We start from the raw sequence: 21,825 nt of genomic DNA, 5'->3' as shown, positions 1-21,825 counted from the left end.
TCAGACCCTCAGCTTGCCGGGACGCGTTTCGGCGCCCCTGTCGCCATATCGGTGCCCATGTAGGGCTGTCCGGCCTCTTTCCAGGCGCCGAAACCGCCGCCCATATGCGCGATCCGGTCGAAGCCCGCCGCAAGCGCCGCCTGCGCCATCTTGCCCGAGCGCACGCCCGAGCCGCAGTGCAGGACGATGCGCTTCTCGCTTTGCCCGGGCAGCTTCGACGCGTCGAAGAAGGCCATCGGCATCAGCAGCGCCCCCTCGATATGTTCAAACATGTATTCCTGCGGCGTGCGCACGTCGATCAGCACGATCTCGTTGGCCTTCAGGGCTGCGGCCACCTCGGCCACATCCCAGGTCTCGATCGTCGCGCCGTTGATCTCTTCCGTCTTCATGTCGTCTTCGTCCTCGAATGTCGGTCTCAGAACCGGTTGGCGGGTATCTTGAAGTAGCTGCGGCCGTCTGCTTCCGGCGGCGGCAGGCGCCCGGCGCGCAGGTTCACCTGCAGCGCGTAAAGCATCCGGTCGGGCAGCGGCAGCGTCGCGTCGCGCTCTTCACGCAGGGCGATGAACGCCTCACGGCTCTTGCCGGCGATATGCGGATTGCCGGCCTTGTGCGCGGCCACCGTCGCCTCCCACGCCGGGTCCTTGCGGTCGCCCACGGGGGGATAGTCGTGGCCAATGAACAGCCGCGTGTCCTCCGGCAGGGAGAGGATCGCCTGGATCGAGTCCCAGAGCATCGCGGCAGACCCACCGGGGAAATCCGCGCGGGACGAGCCCACGTCGGCCTGCATCAGCGTGTCATGCACGAAGGCCGCGTCCCCGATCACATAGGTGACCGAGCCCAGCGTATGCCCCGGCGACAGCATCACCCGGATCTCCAGCCCGCCGAAGGTCAGCGTCGCGCCGTCCTCCAGCAGGTGATCGAAGTCGCGCGTCACGTCGAAAGCCTCGGGCAGGTTGTAGATGCCGCGCCAGAGGTCTGCGATCTCGGCCGCCTTGGCACCGATGACATTGGGCGCGCCGGTCTGCTCTTTCAGCCAGGCCGAGGCCATGAGGTGATCGGCATGGGGATGGGTGTCCATCACATAGGCGACCTCCAGCCCCTCTGCGCGGACGAAATCGAGGATCTCCTGCGCCGCGGTGAAGCCGGTGCCGACAGACCGCGTGTCGAAGTCCTGCACCACGTCGATCAGCACGCAGGTCTTCGTGGCGTCGTCGATGGCGACGTACTGGGCCGAACCGCTCGGCTTGTCGTAGAACCCGACGACCCGGGGCGATCCCGGCCCGCGGGAAGGGCTTTCCTTCGTGAACATCCGTATCCTCCTTTCGAAGCTCACATTCAGATAGACCTATGTGACGGCATTCCAAGGCCCGGTTGCTCAAATCCGCCCCGAATCCGCGTCCGGGCACGAAACGAAACGCTGCCGCAGCGTGAGCCGCATAACAGGCGGATTGCCGGAACCCGCCGCCCGTGGTTAGCCTGAGGAAAAGACCGCAAGCGGGGACAGTTGCATGTACGATTTGGCGGCCATCGGGGCCTGGTTGGAATTCGCGGTACGCTGGGTCCATGTGATCACGGCGATCGCCTGGATCGGGTCGTCCTTCTACTTCATCGCGCTCGACCTCGGGCTGCACCGGGACCGCAACCTCGCCTCCGGCGCGGATGGGGAGGAATGGCAGGTCCACGGCGGCGGCTTCTACCATATCCAGAAATACCTCGTGGCCCCGGCGCAGATGCCCGGCGACCTGATCTGGTTCAAATGGGAAAGCTATGCCACGTGGCTCTCGGGCTTTGCCATGCTGTTCCTGGTCTACTACCTGGGCGCGGAGTTCTACCTCATCGACCCGGGTGTCGCGGACCTGGCCCCGTGGCAGGCGATCCTGATCTCGCTCATCTCGCTGGCCGGGGGCTGGCTGGCCTATGACGCGATCTGCAAATCGAAGTTCGGCGACGACAACACCCGGCTGATGATCTTCCTCTACGTGATCCTCGTTGCGCTCAGCTACTTCTACACCTCGGTCTTCTCGGGCCGGGCGGCCCTGATCCACCTGGGCGCCTTCACCGCGACGATCATGTCGGCCAACGTCTTCTTCATCATCATTCCGAACCAGAAGATCGTGGTCGAGGACCTGAAGGCGGGCCGCAAGCCCGATCCGAAGTACGGCAAGATCGCCAAGCAGCGCTCGACCCACAACAACTACCTGACGCTGCCCGTGCTCTTCATGATGCTGTCGAACCACTACCCGCTGGCCTTTGCGAGCGAGTACAACTGGATCATCGCCAGCCTCGTCTTCCTCATGGGCGTGACGATCCGGCATTATTTCAACACGATCCACGCCCGCAAAGGCAATCCGCGCTGGACCTGGCTGGCGACGGCGGTGCTCTTCGTGATCATCATGTGGCTCTCCACCGCGCCGATGTTCCGCGCGGAGGAGCCGGAAGAGGCCAGCGGCGCCGCGCTGCGCTATGCGCAGGCCGATCATTTCGACGAGGTCACCGACATCGTCATGGGCCGCTGCTCCATGTGCCATGCCGCGGAGCCCGCGTGGGACGGGCTGCTCTGGCCGCCCAAGGGCGTGCGGCTGGAGACCCCGAACCAGATCGCGCGCAATGCCCATGCGATCTATCTTCAGGCCGGGCTCGGCCATGCGATGCCGCCCGCCAACCTCTCCTTCATCGAGCCGGAAGAACGGCAGTTGATCATGGCATGGTACAAGGCTGCGAACGACTGATACCCGCCGCGGGCACCCCGTCTCGGGCGGGATCGCGGGCTTTGAGGGGGCGCAGGTGAGTATTTCCGGAAAGATGAAAGCGGGAGTGATCCACTCTGCGCGCGGTCCCGTACACCGGATATGTTGCTCGATGCGCGATCAGAGAATGAGCCCTTGCAACCTGCCCTGCGGGCGGGTCTTCATGGGCGCATGACGACCGGTGCACAGACAGGCGCGACGCGATCCCAGCGTGACTGGGTCGCTGAAATGCGGGCAATCCGCGATGATGGGGACCGGGCAGCCTTTGCCGCGCTCTTTGCCCATTTCGCCCCGAGGGTGAAGGCCTTCCTGATCAAGGGGGGCGCCGAACCTGCGGTGGCCGAGGATTGCGCGCAGGATGTGCTTGTCACGGTCTGGCGGAAGGCGGCGATGTATGATCCCTCGCGGGCCTCCGTCGCCACCTGGATCTTCACGATCGCCCGCAATCGCCGCATCGACATCGCCCGCAAGGAGCGGCGGCCGGAGCCGGAGGACCTCGGATGGGGTCCGGAGGCAGAGCCGGAGGCCGATGACGTGCTGGAGTTGCAACAGGAGAGTGAGAAGCTGGGCCGGGCCATGGCGGCGCTGCCCGAGAAACAGAGGCGACTGATCGAACAGGCCTATTTCGGCGACCTGTCCCACCGCGAGATCGCGGATGCAACGGGGCTGCCGCTTGGCACGATAAAGTCGCGTATCCGGCTGGCGCTGGACCGCTTGCGCCACGCCATGGGGTCATGAGGTAGCCAGATGGGGATCAAGCATCACCTGACCGAAAGCCTGCTGATGGGCTATGCCGCGGGCACCCTGCCCGAGGCGTTTTCTCTTGTCGTCGCGACGCATGTGTCGATGTGCGACGACTGCCGCGCCCGGCTGGAGGCGCTGGAATCGCTCGGCGGGGCCGTGCTGGAAGCACAGGGTATGGAGGCCGCGGGCATCTCGGCCATGGAGGCTGGCGCGCTGGATGCGGTTCTGGCCCGTCTGGATGCAACACCGGAGCCGCGCTTGGCGCGCGCCGCATCGGGGACGCTGCCCGGCCCGCTACGCGACTATGTCGGCGGCGACGTGGAAGCCGTCCGCTGGCGCCCCGTGGGCATGGGGGTGAAACAGGCGATCCTGCCCACCTCCAAGAGCGCTTCGGCCCGGCTGCTCTATATCCCTGCCGGCGCGGCCATGCCCGATCACGGCCACCGTGGGATGGAGCTGACGCTGGTGCTGCAGGGCGCCTTCACCGACGAGGATGACCGCTTTGGCCCCGGCGACGTGGAAGTCGCCGACGAGGAGCTGAACCACACGCCGGTCGCGGATATCGGCGAGGATTGCATCTGCCTCGCCGCCACCGATGCGCCCCTGAGGTTCAACGCATGGCTGCCGCGACTGGCGCAGCCGTTCTTCAAGATCTAACCGGATCGGACCGCCGGACAGGAAAACGCCCGCATCGGAGGATGCGGGCGTTTGCGTTTCCAACTCATTGCGGCCGCGACCGCGCCACCGTCACTCCGGTCGCTTCAGCGGCACGACCTGACTGTCTTCGGGGGCCAGTTCCTCGAAATCGAAGTTGTCGAGCTTGGCGGCGCGCTTGCCGGCGCGTTCCGCCGCGGTGCCGATCCCCTCGAGGTCGGCGCGGGCCTGACCGAAGTGGGTGTGCAGCTTGCCGACCCGCTCCACCACCAGCTCCACGTCCCGGTGCAGCAGCTTCAGCGTGCTGCGGATCGCACCCGCCTGTTCGCGCATCCGCGCGTCCTTGAGGATCGCCCGCATGGTGTTCAGCGTCGCCATGCAGGTGGTCGGGGACACGATCCAGACCCGGGCGTTGAAGCCCTCGCGCACCACCTCGGGGAAGTTCGCGTGCAGCTCGGCATAGACCGCCTCCGAGGGCAGGAACATCAGCGCGCCATCCGCCGTCTCGCCTTCGAGGATGTAGCGTTCAGAAATCGCCTTGATGTGGGTGCGCACGGCGGTGCGCAGCTGCTGCTGCGCGGCACGGGCCTGTTCCGGCGTCTCGGCACGGCGCAGGGCCTCGTAGGCCTCCAGCGGGAACTTGCTGTCGATGACGATCGGGCCCGGCGGGTTGGGCAGGTGGATCATGCAGTCCGCCCGCTTACCGTTCGACAGCGTCGTCTGGAAGGAATAGCTGTCCGAGGGCAGCGCCTTGGAGACGATGTCGTTCAGCTGGATTTCCCCGAAGGCCCCGCGGGTCTGCTTGTTCGACAGGATGTCCTGCAGCGAGAGCACGTCACCCGACAGCTTGGTGATGTTCTCCTGCGCGCGGTCGATGGCCTGAAGCCGCATCTGCAACTCGGCCAGCGACTTCGTCGTCTTCTCGGAGCCGCCCTGAAGCTGGGCGTTCATCTTCTCCTGCATCTCGGCGAGGGCGCGGGCGTTGTGCATCGCGTTCTGGTGCAGCCGGTCGTTCATCGCCTGCGTCACCGCCGAGAGCCGATGCTCCATCGCCTGCAGGGTCTGTGCCTGCCCGTGAGCCTGCGCGTTGGACACCGCCGAGACGGTGCCCGCCAGCTGCTCCTGTCCGCGGCCCAGCCCTTCGACGGCGCGGCCCAGCTGGTCCATCTGCCAGATCAGCGGCTCGGCCGCCTGCGCAGAGCGGCCGGCGGCCTTCAGCGCCGCGATCAGCAGGATCACGATGAGCAGCAGCAGCGCGCCACCGGCAAGGGCGGCGATCACCAGCGGATCGCCGAGGGAATAGGTGTGGCCTGCGATGTCGATCATGTCCGTCCGAATAGCCGTTCGATGTCGGAGAGCTTCAGCTCCACGTAGGTGGGGCGCCCGTGGTTGCACTGTCCCGAGAGGGGCGTGGCCTCCATCTCGCGCAGCAGGGCGTTCATTTCCTCGGCCTGCATCCGGCGGCCCGAGCGGATCGAGCCATGGCAGGCCACCCGCGAGAGGATCGCCTCGATACGCGCCTGAAGGGTCTGGCTGTCGCCCTGATCCTCCAGTTCGTCGAGGATGTCGAGGATCATCGCCTTGCAGTCGACCCGTCCGAGGATCGCGGGCGTTTCGCGCACGGCGATGGCATCGCCGCCGAAGGGCTCCACCGTCAGGCCGAAGCGGGCGAGGTCCTCGGCCACTTCCATCAGCCGGGCACAGTCGCCGGAGGAGAGCTCGATGATCTCGGGGATCAGCAGGGCCTGCGCGGCGACGCCGTTCTCGGCCATCTGGGCCTTCAGCTTCTCGTAAACGAGGCGCTCGTGCGCGGCGTGCTGGTCGACGATGACCATGCCGGTCTCGGTCTGGGCGATGATGTAGTTCTCGTGCACCTGCGCCCGCGCCGCGCCAAGGGGATAGGCGGTGAGCGGGCGGTGATCCGCCTGCGGGACATCCTCGATGACGGGCTCCACCCGGGCCGAGGTGCCCGCGTCGAAAAGCGCGGCGGGCTCGGCGAAGGCCTGCGTCATCTCCACCGGGGCGCGGCCGGGATAGGCGGGCGCGGGCGTCCAGTCGGCAGGGGCCTGACCGGAGTAGCTCGCCCCGCGGGCGCCGAGCGAGGGGCGATCCATCTGGTAGATCCGCGCGCTGCCCGTGTGGTCGGCCGCAGGCTCGGGCCTGAAGGCGCCCAGCGTCGCCCCGCCCACGGTGGAGGAGGCGCGGTGCCCGGCCTCGGCCAGAGCATGGCGCAGGCCCGAGACGACGAGGCCGCGCGCCAGCCCCGGATCGCGGAACCGCACCTCGGATTTCGCCGGGTGCACGTTCACGTCCACCAGCTGCGGATCGCAGTCGAGGAAGAGCGCCGCCGCCGGGTGACGGTCGCGGGACAGCACGTCGAAATAGGCGGCGCGCAGGGCGCCGGTCAGCAGCTTGTCCCGCACCGGGCGGCCGTTGACGAAGAGATACTGCGCCACCGCCGCGCCGCGCGAATAGGTCGGCAGGGCGGCGTAGCCGGTCATGTGCAGCCCCTCGCGGGTGGCGTCGATCTTCAGCGCATTCTCGGCGAACTCGCGGCCGAGGATATTCGCCAGCCGCTGGTGCAAAGCGTCGAAGAGATCGCCGTTTTCGGCATCCGCGCGAAAGACGGTGCGGCTGGCGTCGTTCGAGGTGTCGGTCAGGGTGAAGCCCACGAAGGGCTCGGCCATGGCGAGGCGCTTGACCACATCGGTCACGGCCTGGGATTCCGCCCGGTCGGTGCGCAGGAACTTCAGCCGGGCGGGCGTGGCAAAGAAGAGATCGCGCAATTCGACCACGGTGCCGCCGTTCAGCGCGGCAGGACGGACCTCACCCATGCGACCGCCGGTGACAGTGATCTCTGCCGCCTCCTCGCCCTTGGCGCGGGAGGTGATGCGCAGCCGCCCGACCGCCCCGAGCGAGGGCAGTGCCTCGCCCCGGAAGCCGAAGGAATGGATCGCCAGCAGGTCGGAGCCGTCGATCTTCGAGGTGGCGTGGCGGGCCAGAGCCAGCGGCAGATCGGCGGGGGCAATGCCGCTGCCGTCATCCTCGACCCGGATCAGGGTCTTGCCGCCGTCCGCGATGGTGACATGGATCCGCCGCGCGCCCGCGTCGAGCGCGTTTTCCACCAGTTCCTTCACGGCGGAGGCAGGCCGTTCCACGACCTCACCGGCGGCAATCCGGTTGATCGCCGCCTCATCCAGCTGGCGGATGACGGGGCGATTTTCGCTTATCTTGGGATCAGGTCGCAACATGACCCCAAATCTAGCATGGGGATTTCGATTCTGCCACGCGGGTTTTGCCCGAGACCGCGCGGAATGCCCCCCCGCGCGCCCCGCACCGCGGCGGGCCCTGCGCCACGGCCTGCTACGGGCGCCGAAAATTCTTGAGTAAGAATTTTCGCAAGAATTTTGCTTAAAATTCTTGCCCGCGTGCCGCGGGTGCCGCGCCATACGCCCCCGCGCAGAAAGGCCGGGCGGGACAGAGAAACTTTCGATCCATCTTTCCCCTGTCATCGTAACAGGATCAAAGACCTGAGTGAGGATGACATGGACACCCAGACCCCGACCGGCCCCGCGCGCCGCATTGCCGTCATCGGCGCCGGCATCTCCGGAATGGGGGCGGCCTACCTGCTGTCGCGCCACCACCATGTCACGCTGATCGAGGCCGCGCCGCGCCTCGGCGGGCACGCCCGCACGCTGATGGCGGGCAAGCGCGGCGATCAGCCGGTGGACACCGGCTTCATCGTCTTCAACAAGGCGAACTACCCGCACCTCGTCGATCTCTTCGAGGACCTCGACGTGCCGATCTGCGAAAGCTCCATGAGCTTCGGTGCCTCTCTGAAGGGCGGGCGGCTGGAGTACGGGCTGAAGGACCTCGCCGCCGTTTTCACCCAGAAGAAGAACATGTTCGATCCGCGCTTCCTGACCATGCTGCGCGACGTGATGCGGTTCAACGCCACCGCGCTGGAGATGGCGCAGGAGGATCACCTCTCGATCCGCGACTTCCTGCGCAAGATGCGCATGGGCACGTGGTTCCGGGACTATTACCTGCTGCCGCTCTCCGGCGCGATCTGGTCCACGCCCAAGGAGAAGATCCTCGACTTCCCGGCCCGCGCCATGATCCAGTTCTTCGAGAACCACGCCCTGTTGCATCACACCGGCCAGCACCAGTGGTACACGGTGAAGGGTGGCTCGGTCGAATACGTCCAACGGCTGGAAGAGGCGATGCGCCATCGCGGCGTGGAGATCCGCACGGGCGCCCCCGTCCGCGCCGTCAGCCGCACGGTTCTGGGCGTCGAGATCCGGCAGGAAAACGGCGCCTGGGAGGTCTTCGACGAGGTGGTCATGGCGACCCATTCCGACGACACGCTGCGCCTGCTGGCCGACGCCGGGCCCGAGGAACGCCGCCTGCTGGGGGCGATCCGCTACCAGCCCAACCGCGTCGTCCTGCATGCCGATGCCTCGATCATGCCGAAACGGCGTGGGGCGTGGTCGTCGTGGAACTACACCGAGGTCGCGGGCAAGCCCGGCGACGAGATCGACCTGACCTACTGGATGAACTCGCTCCAGCCGATCCCGATGGACGATCCGCATTTCGTCACGCTCAACTCCACCCGCCCGATCCGGGAGGAGTTGATCTATGACGAGACCATCCTGCGCCACCCGGTCTATGACCTCGAAGCGCTGCAGGCGCAGGAGGCGCTGCGCCAGCTGAACGGGGCGAACCGGACGTGGTTCTGCGGTGCTTGGCTGCGCAACGGCTTCCACGAGGACGGCCTTGCCTCTGCCCATGCGGTGGCGGATGGGATCGCCGCGCGGGCGGCCCAGAGCGCGGTCGCCGCAGAGTGAGCGCCACGATGACCCGGCCCGAACATATCCCCGGCCATACATGGCACGGCCGCAAGGGCGCGGTGGAGAATGCCTTCCGCTATTCCATCGACTATGTCCTGGTGGACCCAGAAGCCGACTATGACCGCCCGCGCCTCTTCTCGCGCAACCGCGCCAATCTGGCCGGGCTGCGGGACAGCGACCATGGCGGCGCGCCGAAACAGGGGCGTGGCGTGGCATGGCTGCGCGAGGTGCTGAGCGCGCACGGGCTGCCGGGGGGCGACAAGGTGTTGCTGCTGGCGCAGCCGCGCCTGCTGGGCCATGTTTTCAACCCGGTGTCCTTCTGGCTCTGCCATGACGCGCAGGACCGGCTGCGGGTGGTGGTGGCCGAGGTCTCCAACACCTTCGGCGACCGGCATTCCTACCTCGTGCACCGTGACGATCTGGGCCCGATCACCGCCGCCGACAGCCTGAAGGCGCGCAAGATCTTCCACGTCTCGCCGTTCCAGCCGATCGAGGGCGGCTATGACTTCCGCTTCGACATTCGCCCCGACCGGATCGGCATCCGCATCGACTTCACCGCCGGCAACGGCGGGCTGATTGCCACGCTGACCGGGCCGCGCAAGCCGCTCACCAGCCGCGGGATCCTCGCCGCCTGCCTGCGCCGCCCCGTCGGCTCGCGCCGTGTACTGGCGCTGATCTTCTGGCAGGCGCTGAAGCTGAAACTGAAGGGGGCGATTTACCGCCGGCGCCCCGAACCGCCCGCCGCGGAGGTCTCCCGCTAGGGAACCGGGCCCCGCCCCCCGGCGTTTCAGGGGGGATACAGCAGCTGAGGAGACACCCGATGTTCGAGAACTGGACCGGCAAACGCTACTGGCTCATCGGAGCCAGCGACGGCCTTGGCGCGGCGCTTGCGCGGCAGTTGAGCAACGTGGGGGCGGAAGTGATCCTCTCGGCCCGGGACGAGACCGCGCTGCAGGCCGTGGCCGACAGCCTGCCCGGGCGCGCCTCGATCTTCCCCGTCGACGTGACCGACCGCGCCGCGCTGGAAGCCGCCGCGCACCACATCGGCGAGATCGACGGCATGGTCTACCTTGCCGGGGTCTACTGGCCCTTCGGCGCGAAGGACTGGAATCCCGAACAGGCCGAGGCGATGGCCGACGTGAACTTCACCGGCGCCATGCGCGCCGTGGGGGCCGTGCTGCCGACCTTCGTGGCCCGCGACCGGGGGCATATCGTGATCACCAGTTCGCTGACCGCCTTTGGCGGCCTGCCCGGTGCCGCGCCCTACGTGGCCACCAAGGCCGGTCTCATGGGGCTGGCAGAGAGCCTGCATGCGGATCTGCGCAATTCCGGCGTGAAGGTGCAGCTGGTGAACCCGGGCTTCATCAAGACCCGGCTGACCGCCAAGAACGATTTCGACATGCCCGCCATCATGGAGCCGGAGAAGGCCGCCCACGAGGTGTTCGAGCATATGTGCGGTGACACCTTCTCGCGGTCCTTCCCCTTCGGCTTCTCGCTGCTGTTCCGCTTCGGGCGTTTCCTGCCAAGCTGGCTCTACTTCCCGGTCTTCGCCCGCAACCCGTGACCGGGCAGGCCCCGCGCGGGCAGATGCGGCGCGGGAAAGCTGCATATCGCATTGGGATTTGCGAAATATCAAAGTCTGCGCCGCAATCTGCTATCATGATACCCACGTCCGGTGCCGCGTCGCCCGGAGGAACCCGGTGTAGGAGGGTATCATGCTAGAGATTTCCGTCAGAAAGATTGCCCAGGTGATCCTCATGGCCCGCGAACTGGACCGGGCCGAGAGCGAGTTGCGCGGCTTCCTCGAGGACCTGAACGAGGACGAGGCCGCCAGCCTTGTGGCGGTCATGTGGATCGGCCGCGACAGCTTCACCTCCGACGATCTGGAGGAAGCCATCGAGACCGCGAAGAACGAGGCCACGACCCCCACGGTGGATTACCTGCTGGGCACGCCGCACCTCTCCGATCATCTGGAAAACGGCTTGGCCGAGCTTGGGCTCGACGCGTCCGAGGACGAGGATGACCTGATCCGGGGTGTGTAAGCCCGCAGGCTCCTGTCCCGTCACCGTCACAGGCCCAGTCACGTTGTCGCAGGCCCCCCGGTCGGTGCCCCGGCAACCGGCCCCTTCGGGCGGTGCTGGCGGACCCGCTTTAGAGTGACAGGTCCTGCATATCCCAGACCTCGGTCAGCGAGCCCTCGCCCACGCGCATCAGCCGCGCGATGACCGCGGCCAGGGCGACCGTATCCCCGGTATCGACGCAGGTCTTCACGTCATCCGCCACGAGGGAGAGGCCCGTCATGCCGATCTGGTCCGCGATGGCGGCAAGCGCCCGCGCGCCCTTGCGCAGTTCGGTCAGATGGCCCTGCCGGTACATCCGTTCCGCCCGCGTCAGCCGCAGGGCCAGTTCCTCCATGGCGCGGCAGATCACCTCTTCCGCGCCGGTTTCCCCAAGTTGCCCATAGAGCTGGTCCAGCCGCAGCGGATCGACACCGATCTGCTCCCTCTGTGACAGACTCAGAACCTTTCCCACCATCGCAGCCTTCCACCTGATCGCCCCCACGGCAGGCGCAGAATGCGGGTCAGGTCTTCCCAAAACATTGCAGCAAAGCCGGGCTTTCTCTTTATTTCGCGGCAAATTATTTTCACTCCGCCGCGCGGCATCCTATAAGCTCTGCGCCAGAGCCTCGCCAAGGCCCCCGTAGAAGGATATCCCATGCAACACGCCAAGCCCCTGCCGTCCTATCTCGTCCAGCGGATCCACGGCTGGAAAGCCACGACATTCTCCGAGAACAAGTCCTGGTACAAGCGACTGGCGGACGAGGGTCAGCGCCCCCGCGCGATGGTCATCTCCTGTTGCGACAGCCGGGTCCACGTGACTTCGATCTTCGGCGCCGATCAGGGTGAGTTCTTCATCCACCGCAACATCGCCAACCTCGTGCCGCCCTATGAGCCCGATGGCAACCAGCACGGCACCTCGGCCGCGGTGGAATACGCGGTGACCGCGCTGAAGGTGGCGCATATCGTCATCATGGGCCATTCGAACTGTGGCGGCGTTCAGGGCTGCCTCGACATGTGCTCGGGCCACGCGCCGGAACTGGAAGAGAAATCCAGTTTCGTCGGTCGCTGGATGGACCTGCTGCGCCCCGGCTACGAGCGGGTCAAGGACCTGCCCGACTACGACCAGCAGCGCCGCGCGCTGGAGAAGGAAGCGGTGCTCGTCAGCCTCGAGAACCTGATGACCTTCCCCTTCGTCGAGGCGGCGGTGAACTCCGGCGACCTGACGCTCCACGGCCTGTGGAACGACATCGGCGAAGGCGGGGTGGAGCAATACGTGCCCGCGGACAAGTCGTTCAAGACCGTCTGACCTGACAGACCCGGACCCGGACCCGCGCGTTGCGGTCGGGCGCGCCTGCGCCCGATCGCGAGACCTGATCGCCCGCCCGTGCCTGCGCGGGCCTGCCCGGGTTCCTCGTCACTTCCCTGCCATCCAGATGGCCGGCGCCACGTCTTACGCGGCGCCCCTTCTCTGCCTCAGCGCAGGACCTTCTCCTTGGGCCAGCTCACGTTGCTGTCCAGCGTGACCTCGGCACTCTCGCCTGCGGGCAGGTCGATGTCCCAGCCCAGCAGGCCGCGCCGCCCGTCCATGTCCTGCCGCGCGGGGGCAGGCGCCGCCTCCCATGTCACCTTGACGTCGTCCTGCTCGGAATAGGGCACCCGGTCGGTCAGCTCGATGGTCCAGTCGCGCGGGGTGAGGTTGCGCAGCGTGATCGTCACGCGCTCGTCCCGGCCGTTCGCCCGCGAGACGAAGCCGCGCCCGCCCTCGCTGCGCCCGTCGATGACACGCTCCAGCCGCAACCCGTCGATCGGACCGAAGCCCAGCTCGACTTCGTCCCCGGCGGCCACGAGATCGAGCCAGTTCTGCCCGACGAAGGCCCCGTCGACGTAGAAATCCGCAAGATCCGTGGGCGCCAGGATCTCGCCCGATGTATTGGTGATCCGCGCCATCAGGTAGGCCGTCTCATCCAGCCGCGGCACGGCCCCGGCATAGACCTCCGGCGTCATGGAGAGCCGGTCCAGCGCCAGCCGCAGGTTGTCGGCCCCGCTGGCGATATCCACCGGCTGGGGATAGCTGTATTGCATCGTCAGCCCGTCATAGCTGCCCGCGGCCGTCATCTCGGCGATCACCGGGGCAGGTGCGACGTCCAGCATCTTCATGCTGCCCGCCGAGGCAGCCCGCGCCAGCTGATCCGGGTCCTGCGCCCAGAGACGTTCCGGCGTCAGGTAGCCCGGTGCCGACTGGCCGGAGGGCCGGCTGGTCGAGAGGACCAGCGCCACCCCCTCCCAGTTCTCGCCCGTGTCCTGCCGCACGTAGGCCGCCCGTTCCACCTCCAGCGCGGGGGTGTCCCCGGTGGTCAGGTGGAAGCCATAGGCCGGCTGCCAACCCGCCTGCGGTGTTGTGTAGGTCAGCTCCAGCACGCCCTCGGACGGCGCCTCCGCCTCCAGCGCCACGGTCAGATAGACCCGGTCCTCGCGCTCCGTCTCCAGCGCGGCCAGTGCCTGCCGGGCATCCTCCAGCGCCTCGCGATCGTCCTTCATGTCCCGCTCGGCCGCCGCTGCGCGCTGCTCGGCCGCCAGCGCCGTCTGCGCGGCGCTGAGAACCTCTTCGCCGACCATCTGCGACAGCGCCCGCAGCGCCTCGATTCCCGAGGCGCCGACACCATCGGCCTGCCCCAGGCCGCTCAGGAAGGCGATCCGCGCCTGCGCCGCGCGCACCTCCAGCCGGATCGTCTCCACTGCGTCCTCACGGCCCCGGACCACGTCCTCCAGCCGCTCCACCTCGGCCTTGGCGGCGGCCAGCGCCGCGCTGTCCTCCGCGGTCCGCGGCGGCACAAGGTCACTGCGATAGCTGAGCGCACCGAGGGTCGCCGCCCCCGCGCCGGTCAGCCGCGCCTGCAGGCCCGCGGCGATCTCGGGGATCTCGGCCACGATCAGGCGATGGCTGCCGGCGGGCACGGAATAGGGAATGGCGCGGGTGATACTGGCCCCGTCCGGATAGACCGTCACACCGTCGATGGTGCCGGAGACGGAAAAATCCTCTGCCAGCGCGGCGAGGGGAAACAGCAGGGGCAGGGGTAAAATCAGGGGCAAAATCAGAAAAGAACGCATGAAGACCTCTCCATCAGGGTAACGGCCAGCCTTCCGCCGCCACCGCATCACAATCAAATGACCTTTTTGTGGGAGCCCCCCGCGCCCCGGTCAACAGCGGTACCGCAGCCCCGGCGTCATCCGGCAGGAAACCACCCACCCCATCCACTGTTCCCAAATATCCTCGGGGGGAGTCGCGGCACGCGACGGGGGGCAGACAGCCCCCCTGCCCGCCGCGGCACGCGAAAAGGGCGGCGCAAGGCGCCGCCCTTTCCTGAAACCTTTCAGAGAACCGATCCCGCGGATCAGCCCTTCTTCAGCACCCGCTTGCCCAGCGTCTCGGCGATCTGAACCGCGTTCAGCGCCGCGCCCTTGCGCAGGTTGTCCGAGACGCACCAGAAGTTCAGACCATTGTCGATGGTGCTGTCCTGACGGATGCGGCTGATGAAGGTCGCGTAATCGCCCACGCATTCGATCGGGGTGACGTAGCCACCGTCTTCGCGCTTGTCGATCACCATGATGCCGGGGGCCTCGCGCAGGATGTCGCGAGCCTCGTCCTCGTCGAGGAACTCCTCGGTCTCGATGTTGATCGATTCCGAGTGACCGACGAAGACCGGCACGCGCACGCAGGTCGCGGTGACCTTGATGGACGGGTCCACGATCTTCTTGGTCTCGGCGACCATCTTCCATTCTTCCTTGGTCGAGCCGTCTTCCATGAAGACGTCGATGTGCGGAATCACGTTGAAGGCGATCTGCTTGGTGAACTTCTTGGGCTCGTAGTCCTGGGTCGGGTTGTAGATCGACTTGGTCTGATCCCAGAGTTCGTCGATGCCTTCCTTGCCCGAGCCGGACACCGACTGGTAGGTCGAGACCACGACGCGCTTGATCTTCGCGCGGTCATGCAGCGGCTTCAGCGCCACGACCATCTGCGCGGTCGAGCAGTTCGGGTTCGCGATGATGTTCTTCTTCGCGTAGCCGTCCACGGCCTCGGGGTTCACTTCCGGAACCACCAGCGGCACATCGGGGTCGTAGCGGTAGAGCGACGAGTTGTCGATCACCACGCAGCCCGCGGCGGCGGCCTTCGGCGCGTATTCCTTGGTCGGGCCCGAGCCCACGGCGAAGAGCGCGATGTCCCAGCCGGTGAAGTCGAAGGTATCCAGATCCTGGGTCTTCAGTGTCTTCTCGCCAAAGCTGACTTCGGTGCCAAGCGACCTGCGCGAGGCAAGTGCTGCGATTTCGTCGACGGGGAATTCCCGCTCGGCGAGGATGTTCAGCATTTCGCGGCCCACGTTACCCGTGGCACCTGCGACGACGACTTTGTAGCCCATCTGGATAGACTCCTTTCGCATTGGGACGCGGGTCTATACCGCGAAGGCGCCAGTGAAGGAAGGGCGCATCGCAGGACCCACGCATGTTGAGGAGAGCGCGGGGGGCCAGCCCCCCGCACCCCCCGGGATATTTGAGGCAAGAAAATGGGCCGGAGGGGCGGGAAGTCAAATCGGGGGCCCTGCTCCGCCGCTCAGTCGGTCCGGTCGCGCGCCAGCAGATAGATCGCCAGCGCCAGGGCCAGCAGCCCCGCGTAGAGCAGCAACACCGGCTGGAAGGCCGCCTCGGGCGGGGTCATCCCGGGGCTGTAGAGCCGCCCGCTGGCGACCTGCGTGAGCCCCACGGTGCCGATGGCCAGGAGGTTCAGCAGCGCCACGCCGCGCCCGGCCAGGTGATCGGGTACGAAGGCGCGGCCATGGGCCATGACCAGCGGGTAGGAGGCGGCGCAGAAGCCCAGCAAGGCAAAGAGCGCCGTGGTGCTCCATGTGCCCATGGGCGGCAGCAGGATCAGCGCCACGAGCGCCAGCAGCGCGCCCGCATTGCCGGTGAAGATCACCCACTTCCGGGTGCCGAACCAGCGGTCCGCCGGCCCGTAGGCGAAGCTGCCCGCGATCATCGCCAGCCCCATGGCCGTGGCGGCCCAGCCCACGGTGGCAGGTGCGGCGCCATAGACCTCGCGCAGGTAGGGCCCGATCCAGAGGCCCCGGACCCCGGCGGCGGGCGCGTAATTCGCAATGGCGATGGGAAACACCAGCCAAAGCGCGGGGATCCGGAAGAGATCGAGGAAGGAGCCCCCGGCGCCCTGCTCCGCGGGCGGCGGATCCGTCACCAGCACCCCGATGCCGAGCGCCGTAAGCGCGCTGATGCCGGCCAGCACCCACATGGTCGCGCGCCAGCCGATCGTCTCGGCAGCAGCGGTCACCGGCATGGCGGCAAAGAGGTTGCCCAGCGTCCCGATCCCCAGCACCGCCGCCGCCAGCGAGGCGAAGAGCGCGGGCGGATAGACCCGGGCGAAGATGTAATAGGCCGCCATCAGCACCGGCGCGCAGCCAACCCCCAGCAGCGCCATGGCAAGCGAGACATGCCAGGGCGCCTGCGCCACGGCAAAGACCAGCGCCCCGCCCGCGCCGCCCACCAGCAGCAGGACCGCGGCCGTGCGCCGCGGCCCGACCCGGTCCAGCGCGGAGCCCACAGGCACCTGCATCGCCGCGAAGACGAGGAACCAGAGCCCTGAGGCCAGGGCCAGATCCTCGGGCCCCGCGCCGATGTCCTCGGCCAGCGGGCCTGTCAGCACCGCAAGGAACGTGCGGTAGAACTGGCTCAGCACATAGGCGAAGCACAGCAGGGCCAATCCGATACGCATGATCTTCCTCCCGCGACGCCCCGGCTGGCCGGTGCGCGCGTTCCTCCTCTATCTCCCGTCGCGCAGCCTTCCCACGATTCCGGTCGGAAAGAAATAGACCGAGAGGATGAAGAGCAGCCCGAGCCAGAGCAGCCAGCGGTCGGGCGAGAGGAGCGCGGGCAAGAGCGGCAGCCCCTCGAAGGCGCCTTCAGCCAGCCCCATCAGCTCCTGCAGGTAGTTCTGCGCCACGACGAAAAGCGTGGCCCCCAGCACGGCGCCATAGATCGTGCCCATGCCCCCGATGACGACCATCAGCAGGATATCCAGCATGATCTCCATCGAGAGCACGGTGGAGGGCCCGACATAGCGCAGCCAGATCGCGTAGAGCGCCCCGGCAAAGGCCGCGATGGCGGCGCTCAGGCAGGTGGCGGCGACGCGGTACTGCACCACGCGATAGCCGATCGCCTCGGCGCGGAAGTCATTCTCGCGGATCGCCTGCAACACCCGGCCGAAGGGCGAATTCACGACGCGCAGCAGGAAGAGCACGCCCACCAGCGCCCCTACGAAAACCACGTAGTAGTTCAGCAGCTTGCCGTTCATCCGCACGCCGAAGACCGGCTCCTCCATGAACTTGAACGCAGGCGTCAGAGCGCGCGGGATCTGGTAGTTCAGCCCGTCCTCGCCGCCGGTGATCTGCGACAGCTGGCTCACCAGCACCGCCACGGCAGAGGCGACGGCCAGCGTGATCATGGCAAAGAAGATCGCCCTCACGCGCAGCGAGAAAAGCCCGATCAGGAAGGCCGTGGCGATGGCCGCCACGATTCCTGCGCCGATGCCGAAGGCCAGCGCCCCCCAGCTGCGTCCGAGGAATTCGCAGGACAGCGCCACGCCATAGGCCCCCATGCCGAAGAACATCGTATGTGCAAAGCTGACGATCCCGCCGTAGCCCAGCAGCAGGTCATAGGAGGCCACCAGCAGGATGAAGACACAGATCCGCGCCGCCGTATCCAGCGACCGCGTACCGGGGAAGAGGAAGGGCGCCAGCGCAAGGCAGACCAGCACCACCAGCAGCAGCACCGAGAGCACGCGGGACCGGGGCGCATCGCCCGAAAGAAGCGTCGCGATCATTTTGCCTTCACCACCGGGATCATGCCCATCGGGCGCCACATGAGGATCGCCACCATCAGCCCGATGTTGGAGATCAGCGCCACCTTGGGCTCGAGAAACGCGATGTAGTTCTGCAAGAGCCCGACCAGCAGCGCCCCGATAAAGCACCCCTCGACCGAGCCGAGCCCGCCGATGATCACTACGATGAAGATCAGGATCATCACCTCCTGCCCCATGTGGGCGGTGATCAGCTCCTGGTACATGCCCCACATGACGCCACCCAGACCGGCCAGAGCCGAGCCCGCGATGAAGACGCCCACGAAGACCAGCCGCAGCCGGTAACCCAGCGCCTCGACCATCTCGCCGTTCTCGACGCCCGCGCGCACGATCAGCCCGATCTTGGTCCGGCGCAGTACGAAGCGCATGGCGAGGAACAGCACCAGCCCCACGCCCACGGCCAGCAGGCGGTATTTCTCGATGGCCGCGCCAGCAAAGGTCAGCCCGCCCTGCAGCGTCTCGGGGCGGCGGATGAAGATCTCCTCCGGCCCCCAGATCACGACGATCAGCTGCTCGATCACGATCAGCCCGCCCATGGTGACGAGGATCTGCTTGAGATGCGCACCATAGACCGGCTTCACGATGACCTTCTCGAAGGCCCAGCCGACACCGCCGGTCACGACCATCGCGGCGATGGCCGCCGCCCCCATGGCCAGCAGGTTCAGCACCAGCGACGGGGCGCCGGCCATGCCGCCCAGCCAGATCAGCACCGAAACGCCCACGAAGGCCCCGATGGAGACAAAGGCCCCGTGGCCGAAGTTGATCACGTCCATCAGGCCGAAGACCAGCGTCATCCCCGAGGCCATGATGAAGATCATCATCCCCATCGCCAGCCCGCTCACCGTCAGGGTCAACCACGACGAGGTCGCCGGGATCGCGAGGTAGCCCAGCAGGACCATCACCGGCACCAGCAGCACCGGCGCCCATGGGGCCAGCCGCTCGGCCAGACCTTTCCGCGCCATGGTCGGCGCGTGATCCGGTGCAAGGCTCATGCGGCGCCCTCCCCCGTGGCAAGGCCGCGCAGCGACGCGCAGCCCCTCTCATCCACTGTTCCCAAATATCCCCGCCGGAGGCATGAAATCTTCAATGTCCGCCCTCCATCGACAGCCCCATCAGCCGTTCCTGCAACCCGGCATCCCCGGCCAGTTCCGCCATTTCGCCGGTCCAGATCACCCGCCCGTCGTCCATCACCGCCACCAGATCGCCCAGCGCGCGGGCCACGGCAAAGTTCTGCTCCACCAACAGGATCGAGGCACCGGCCTCCTTCAGCTCCCGCAGGGCACGGGCCATGGTGGTCACGATCGCCGGGGCCAGCCCCTTGGTGGGCTCGTCGATCAGGTAGAGCTTGCGCTCCTCGATCATCGCCCGCGCGATGGAGAGCATCTGCTTCTGCCCGCCCGACAGTGTCCCCGCAGGCCCCTTCCAGAAGGTGCGCAGCGGCGGGAAGGCCTCGAAGATCCAGTCGCGCCGGGCCGGGTCGATCCGGCCCGAAACAGCGGCGAGCACCATGTTCTCCTCCACCGTCAGGTCGCCGAAGATGCCCATGTTCTCGGGCACGAAGCCGATGCCGGATCGCGCGATGGCCGGGGTGGGCCGCGCGGTGATGTCCGCGCCGTCAAAGGTGATCCGCCCGGCCTTGGCCCGCCAGTGGCCCATGATCGTGCGCAGCGTCGTGGTCTTGCCCACGCCGTTGCGCCCCAAGAGCATGGTCACCTTGCCGCGCGGCACGTCGAGGTCGACACCCTGCAGGATGTGATACTGGGCGATATCGGTCTGCACGCCCTCGAGACGTAGAATCGGATCGCTCATGCGGTCAGCTCCGCCAGATCGCGGCCCATGTAGGCCTCCTGCACCACGTCCGAAGCCATGACCTCCGCAGGCGCCCCGTCGGCGGCCAGTGCCCCGTTGTGCAGCACGATGATCCGGTCGGCCAGCGTGCGGATCACATCCATCTTGTGCTCGACCAGCAGGATCGTCCGGTCCTTCTGCGCCTTCAACTCGGCGATCAAGTCCAGCACCACGGGGGCCTCGTCCACGGACATGCCCGCGGTGGGCTCATCGAACATGTAGACCAGCGGATCGAGGGCGATCAGCAACGCCACCTCCAGCTTGCGCTGGTTGCCGTGGGAGAGCGCGCTCACCTTCTGGCCCGCCTGCGCGGTCAGCCGCACCCGGTCCAGCACCGCCTCGGCCCGCTCGGTCAGGGCGACCTGCGAGGCGGCGGTGGAGAGGATCGAGAAGCCGCGCCGCGCCTTCGACTGGATCACGAGGCGGACATTCTCCAGCACCGTGAGATCGGGAAAGAGGTTCGTCAGCTGGAACGCCCGCCCGACCCCTGCGTGACAGCGGGCCGAGACAGAGGCGCGGGTCACATCCCGCCCGGCCAGAACCACCCGCCCCTCGGAGGCCGGGATCTGCCCCGAGATCAGGTTGAAATAGGTCGTCTTGCCCGCCCCGTTCGGCCCGACGATGGCCGTCAGCTCGCCGGTGCGGAAGGCACAGGTTACATGGTCCACGGCGACGTGGCCGCCGAACCGGACCGTCAGGTCGTGGGTCGAGAGGATCTCGTGCGTCATGAGGGGACCGCCGCAAGGAGAAAACACAGAAAACGGGCGCCGGAAGCAGCACCGGCGCCCGCAGCACTCGTTACACCACTAGTTGCGAACGGGGATCGGCAGGTCGTCGATCGTCAACTCGCGCACAAGCTCGGGGATGGCCCAGTCAACGCCGTCCTCGACCTTGATCTTGAAGTGATACATGGACTGCAGCGCCTGGTGGTCTTCCGGGCGGAACATCATCTTGCCCTTGGGCGTCTCCCACTCCATGCCTTCCATGGCCGCGATCAGGTCTTCGGTATCGGTCGAGCCCGCCTTGCGGATCGCCTCCACCACGGCGAGACCGGCCGCCATGCCACCGGCGGTGAAGAAGTCGGGCGGCGAGCCGAAGCGCGCCTCGTGTTCCTTCACCAGCCAGTCATTCACCGGGTTCTTGGGGCTGTCGTAGTAGTAGTAGGTCGCCCCCTCCATGCCGGGGAATTCCTTGTAGGCCGAAAGCGCGGCGAGGATGTTGCCCCCGGTCGCGATCTCGATGCCAAAGCGCGACGGGTCCATCGCGTTGACCTTGGACATCGGGTTGTTCGCCCCCGCCCAGATCACGAAGAGCTTCTTCTCCCCGTCGAGGTCCTTCATCGCGTTGAAGATCCGCTCCGCCGCTGCCGTGAAATCGGTGGTGTCGGTGGGCACGTATTCCTCGTGCACGATCTCGGTGCCGGTGCCTTCCAGCGCCTCCTTGAAGGCCGAGATCCCGTCGCGGCCAAAGGCATAGTCCTGCGCCAGCGTGGCGATCTTCACGCCCTCGCCCGCCAGTGCGATGGCATTTGCCACGGCGTCCTGCGAGGAGTTGCGCCCGGTGCGGAAGATGTAGCGGTTCCAGTCGCTGCCAGTGATGGAATCCGCCACCGCAGGCTCCACCACGAGGATCTTCTCGTATTCCTCGGCCACCGGCAGCATGGCCAGCGCCACGCCGGACGACACCGGGCCCACCGCGATGTCGGCGTCATCGTCGCCGAAGGCCTCTTCCAGCAGGGCCTTGCCGTTCTCCGGCTTCATCTGGGTGTCTTTCTCGATCACGACGATCTTTTCGCCGTCGATCTCCATCGTCCCGTCCGTGGCATATTCCAGCCCCATCATCAGCCCGTTGTGGGACTGCGTGGCATAGGCCTCCAGCGGGCCTGTCTTGCCGTAGATATGCGCGATGGTAATCTCGGAATGGCCGGCCGTCGCCAGGCCGAGCGCCATCAGGGCGCCGACCGCTATGGTAGTCTTCATGGATGTCCTCCCGAACGTGAAACA

General features: G+C 67.0%; 21 protein-coding genes. 8 read left to right on the top strand and 13 right to left on the bottom strand.

What is annotated here, in order from left to right:
• Window positions 1–8 precede the first annotated feature (8 nt).
• Together LCM32_RS12775 and LCM32_RS12770 are read right to left on the bottom strand one after the other, a co-directional pair.
• A complete protein-coding gene (locus tag LCM32_RS12775; RefSeq protein ID WP_224821467.1) occupies window positions 9–389 on the bottom strand; it encodes a rhodanese-like domain-containing protein in 381 nt (126 codons plus the stop codon).
• 26 nt (window positions 390–415) lie between these two features.
• On the bottom strand, window positions 416–1,309 hold the full coding sequence (locus LCM32_RS12770; RefSeq protein ID WP_224821466.1) for an MBL fold metallo-hydrolase: 894 nt from the start codon (window positions 1,307–1,309) through the stop codon (window positions 416–418).
• A 199-nt stretch (window positions 1,310–1,508) separates the two neighbouring features.
• On the opposite strand from LCM32_RS12770, the gene LCM32_RS12765 reads away from it, so the two are divergent.
• The 3 genes from LCM32_RS12765 to LCM32_RS12755 all read left to right on the top strand — a co-directional run bounded on the left by LCM32_RS12765 (window position 1,509) and on the right by LCM32_RS12755 (window position 4,148).
• The gene (locus tag LCM32_RS12765) at window positions 1,509–2,729 is read left to right on the top strand and encodes a urate hydroxylase PuuD (RefSeq protein WP_224821465.1); all 1,221 of its coding nucleotides are present in this window, start codon (window positions 1,509–1,511) and stop codon (window positions 2,727–2,729) included.
• A 189-nt stretch (window positions 2,730–2,918) separates the two neighbouring features.
• Window positions 2,919–3,485: a sigma-70 family RNA polymerase sigma factor gene (locus LCM32_RS12760; protein WP_224821464.1), complete on the top strand. Its 567-nt coding sequence runs from the start codon at window positions 2,919–2,921 to the stop codon at window positions 3,483–3,485.
• Between the two features lie 9 nt (window positions 3,486–3,494).
• Window positions 3,495–4,148 (top strand): ChrR family anti-sigma-E factor, encoded by a 654-nt coding sequence (locus tag LCM32_RS12755; protein WP_224821463.1) that lies wholly within the window; start codon window positions 3,495–3,497, stop codon window positions 4,146–4,148.
• 90 nt (window positions 4,149–4,238) lie between these two features.
• On the opposite strand, the gene LCM32_RS12750 is transcribed toward LCM32_RS12755, so the two are convergent.
• A complete protein-coding gene (locus LCM32_RS12750) occupies window positions 4,239–5,471 on the bottom strand; it encodes a DNA recombination protein RmuC (RefSeq protein ID WP_224821462.1) in 1,233 nt (410 codons plus the stop codon).
• Window positions 5,468–7,396 (bottom strand): DNA mismatch repair endonuclease MutL, encoded by a 1,929-nt coding sequence (gene mutL / locus LCM32_RS12745; RefSeq protein ID WP_224821461.1) that lies wholly within the window; start codon window positions 7,394–7,396, stop codon window positions 5,468–5,470. Before mutL ends, LCM32_RS12750 begins: the two co-directional genes overlap by 4 nt.
• A gap of 294 nt (window positions 7,397–7,690) precedes the next feature.
• On the opposite strand from mutL, the gene LCM32_RS12740 reads away from it, so the two are divergent.
• The 4 genes from LCM32_RS12740 (at window position 7,691) to LCM32_RS12725 (ending at window position 11,037) form a co-directional block, all read left to right on the top strand.
• Window positions 7,691–8,992 (top strand): NAD(P)/FAD-dependent oxidoreductase, encoded by a 1,302-nt coding sequence (locus LCM32_RS12740; RefSeq protein WP_224821460.1) that lies wholly within the window; start codon window positions 7,691–7,693, stop codon window positions 8,990–8,992.
• A gap of 8 nt (window positions 8,993–9,000) precedes the next feature.
• Complete coding sequence (locus LCM32_RS12735; RefSeq protein ID WP_224821459.1) at window positions 9,001–9,756, top strand: DUF1365 domain-containing protein; 756 nt, start codon at window positions 9,001–9,003, stop codon at window positions 9,754–9,756.
• A 59-nt stretch (window positions 9,757–9,815) separates the two neighbouring features.
• Window positions 9,816–10,559 (top strand): SDR family NAD(P)-dependent oxidoreductase, encoded by a 744-nt coding sequence (locus LCM32_RS12730; protein WP_224821458.1) that lies wholly within the window; start codon window positions 9,816–9,818, stop codon window positions 10,557–10,559.
• 151 nt (window positions 10,560–10,710) lie between these two features.
• Window positions 10,711–11,037, top strand: a complete 327-nt coding sequence (locus LCM32_RS12725) for a DUF3775 domain-containing protein (RefSeq protein ID WP_224821457.1) — start codon at window positions 10,711–10,713, stop codon at window positions 11,035–11,037.
• Between the two features lie 109 nt (window positions 11,038–11,146).
• On the opposite strand, the gene LCM32_RS12720 is transcribed toward LCM32_RS12725, so the two are convergent.
• On the bottom strand, window positions 11,147–11,530 hold the full coding sequence (locus LCM32_RS12720) for a hypothetical protein (protein ID WP_224821456.1): 384 nt from the start codon (window positions 11,528–11,530) through the stop codon (window positions 11,147–11,149).
• Between the two features lie 180 nt (window positions 11,531–11,710).
• Between LCM32_RS12720 and LCM32_RS12715 the strand changes: the two genes are divergently transcribed.
• Entirely contained in the window at window positions 11,711–12,361 is a 651-nt protein-coding gene (locus tag LCM32_RS12715; RefSeq protein ID WP_224821455.1) for a carbonic anhydrase, read from the top strand.
• A 167-nt stretch (window positions 12,362–12,528) separates the two neighbouring features.
• Here the strand turns inward: LCM32_RS12715 and LCM32_RS12710 are convergent, their stop codons facing one another.
• The 8 genes from LCM32_RS12710 to LCM32_RS12675 form a co-directional block, all read right to left on the bottom strand.
• Window positions 12,529–14,145: a DUF4139 domain-containing protein gene (locus tag LCM32_RS12710; protein ID WP_224821454.1), complete on the bottom strand. Its 1,617-nt coding sequence runs from the start codon at window positions 14,143–14,145 to the stop codon at window positions 12,529–12,531.
• A gap of 302 nt (window positions 14,146–14,447) precedes the next feature.
• Window positions 14,448–15,470: an aspartate-semialdehyde dehydrogenase gene (locus LCM32_RS12705; RefSeq protein WP_224821453.1), complete on the bottom strand. Its 1,023-nt coding sequence runs from the start codon at window positions 15,468–15,470 to the stop codon at window positions 14,448–14,450.
• A 191-nt stretch (window positions 15,471–15,661) separates the two neighbouring features.
• Window positions 15,662–16,831 carry an MFS transporter gene (locus tag LCM32_RS12700; protein WP_224821452.1) on the bottom strand — a complete coding sequence of 390 codons (1,170 nt, stop codon included), beginning with the start codon at window positions 16,829–16,831 and terminating at the stop codon, window positions 15,662–15,664.
• A gap of 48 nt (window positions 16,832–16,879) precedes the next feature.
• Window positions 16,880–17,938: a branched-chain amino acid ABC transporter permease gene (locus LCM32_RS12695; RefSeq protein ID WP_224821451.1), complete on the bottom strand. Its 1,059-nt coding sequence runs from the start codon at window positions 17,936–17,938 to the stop codon at window positions 16,880–16,882.
• Window positions 17,935–18,966 (bottom strand): branched-chain amino acid ABC transporter permease, encoded by a 1,032-nt coding sequence (locus LCM32_RS12690; protein ID WP_224821450.1) that lies wholly within the window; start codon window positions 18,964–18,966, stop codon window positions 17,935–17,937. Before LCM32_RS12690 ends, LCM32_RS12695 begins: the two co-directional genes overlap by 4 nt.
• A gap of 91 nt (window positions 18,967–19,057) precedes the next feature.
• Window positions 19,058–19,783: an ABC transporter ATP-binding protein gene (locus LCM32_RS12685; protein ID WP_224821449.1), complete on the bottom strand. Its 726-nt coding sequence runs from the start codon at window positions 19,781–19,783 to the stop codon at window positions 19,058–19,060.
• Window positions 19,780–20,550 carry an ABC transporter ATP-binding protein gene (locus tag LCM32_RS12680; RefSeq protein WP_224821448.1) on the bottom strand — a complete coding sequence of 257 codons (771 nt, stop codon included), beginning with the start codon at window positions 20,548–20,550 and terminating at the stop codon, window positions 19,780–19,782. Before LCM32_RS12680 ends, LCM32_RS12685 begins: the two co-directional genes overlap by 4 nt.
• 78 nt (window positions 20,551–20,628) lie before the next feature.
• Window positions 20,629–21,801: a substrate-binding domain-containing protein gene (locus LCM32_RS12675; RefSeq protein WP_224821447.1), complete on the bottom strand. Its 1,173-nt coding sequence runs from the start codon at window positions 21,799–21,801 to the stop codon at window positions 20,629–20,631.
• Window positions 21,802–21,825 lie beyond the last annotated feature (24 nt).

Origin of the sequence: Pseudooceanicola nanhaiensis (genome assembly GCF_020171315.1) — a bacterium.
GTDB lineage: Bacteria > Pseudomonadota > Alphaproteobacteria > Rhodobacterales > Rhodobacteraceae > Pseudooceanicola > Pseudooceanicola nanhaiensis_A.
This window is presented reverse-complemented; position numbering and strand designations above follow the sequence as displayed.

Excerpts from the sequence above, each read along its gene's own strand:
- LCM32_RS12775 (WP_224821467.1), bottom strand. The coding sequence starts at position 389 with ATGAAGACGGAAGAGATCAACGGCGCGACGATCGAGACCTGGGATGTG.
- LCM32_RS12770 (WP_224821466.1), bottom strand. The coding sequence starts at position 1,309 with ATGTTCACGAAGGAAAGCCCTTCCCGCGGGCCGGGATCGCCCCGGGTC.
- LCM32_RS12765 (WP_224821465.1), top strand. The coding sequence starts at position 1,509 with ATGTACGATTTGGCGGCCATCGGGGCCTGGTTGGAATTCGCGGTACGC.
- LCM32_RS12760 (WP_224821464.1), top strand. The coding sequence starts at position 2,919 with ATGACGACCGGTGCACAGACAGGCGCGACGCGATCCCAGCGTGACTGG.
- LCM32_RS12755 (WP_224821463.1), top strand. The coding sequence starts at position 3,495 with ATGGGGATCAAGCATCACCTGACCGAAAGCCTGCTGATGGGCTATGCC.
- LCM32_RS12750 (WP_224821462.1), bottom strand. The coding sequence starts at position 5,471 with ATGATCGACATCGCAGGCCACACCTATTCCCTCGGCGATCCGCTGGTG.
- mutL (WP_224821461.1), bottom strand. The coding sequence starts at position 7,396 with ATGTTGCGACCTGATCCCAAGATAAGCGAAAATCGCCCCGTCATCCGC.
- LCM32_RS12740 (WP_224821460.1), top strand. The coding sequence starts at position 7,691 with ATGGACACCCAGACCCCGACCGGCCCCGCGCGCCGCATTGCCGTCATC.
- LCM32_RS12735 (WP_224821459.1), top strand. The coding sequence starts at position 9,001 with ATGACCCGGCCCGAACATATCCCCGGCCATACATGGCACGGCCGCAAG.
- LCM32_RS12730 (WP_224821458.1), top strand. The coding sequence starts at position 9,816 with ATGTTCGAGAACTGGACCGGCAAACGCTACTGGCTCATCGGAGCCAGC.
- LCM32_RS12725 (WP_224821457.1), top strand. The coding sequence starts at position 10,711 with ATGCTAGAGATTTCCGTCAGAAAGATTGCCCAGGTGATCCTCATGGCC.
- LCM32_RS12720 (WP_224821456.1), bottom strand. The coding sequence starts at position 11,530 with ATGGTGGGAAAGGTTCTGAGTCTGTCACAGAGGGAGCAGATCGGTGTC.
- LCM32_RS12715 (WP_224821455.1), top strand. The coding sequence starts at position 11,711 with ATGCAACACGCCAAGCCCCTGCCGTCCTATCTCGTCCAGCGGATCCAC.
- LCM32_RS12705 (WP_224821453.1), bottom strand. The coding sequence starts at position 15,470 with ATGGGCTACAAAGTCGTCGTCGCAGGTGCCACGGGTAACGTGGGCCGC.
- LCM32_RS12700 (WP_224821452.1), bottom strand. The coding sequence starts at position 16,831 with ATGCGTATCGGATTGGCCCTGCTGTGCTTCGCCTATGTGCTGAGCCAG.
- LCM32_RS12695 (WP_224821451.1), bottom strand. The coding sequence starts at position 17,938 with ATGATCGCGACGCTTCTTTCGGGCGATGCGCCCCGGTCCCGCGTGCTC.
- LCM32_RS12690 (WP_224821450.1), bottom strand. The coding sequence starts at position 18,966 with ATGAGCCTTGCACCGGATCACGCGCCGACCATGGCGCGGAAAGGTCTG.
- LCM32_RS12685 (WP_224821449.1), bottom strand. The coding sequence starts at position 19,783 with ATGAGCGATCCGATTCTACGTCTCGAGGGCGTGCAGACCGATATCGCC.
- LCM32_RS12680 (WP_224821448.1), bottom strand. The coding sequence starts at position 20,550 with ATGACGCACGAGATCCTCTCGACCCACGACCTGACGGTCCGGTTCGGC.
- LCM32_RS12675 (WP_224821447.1), bottom strand. The coding sequence starts at position 21,801 with ATGAAGACTACCATAGCGGTCGGCGCCCTGATGGCGCTCGGCCTGGCG.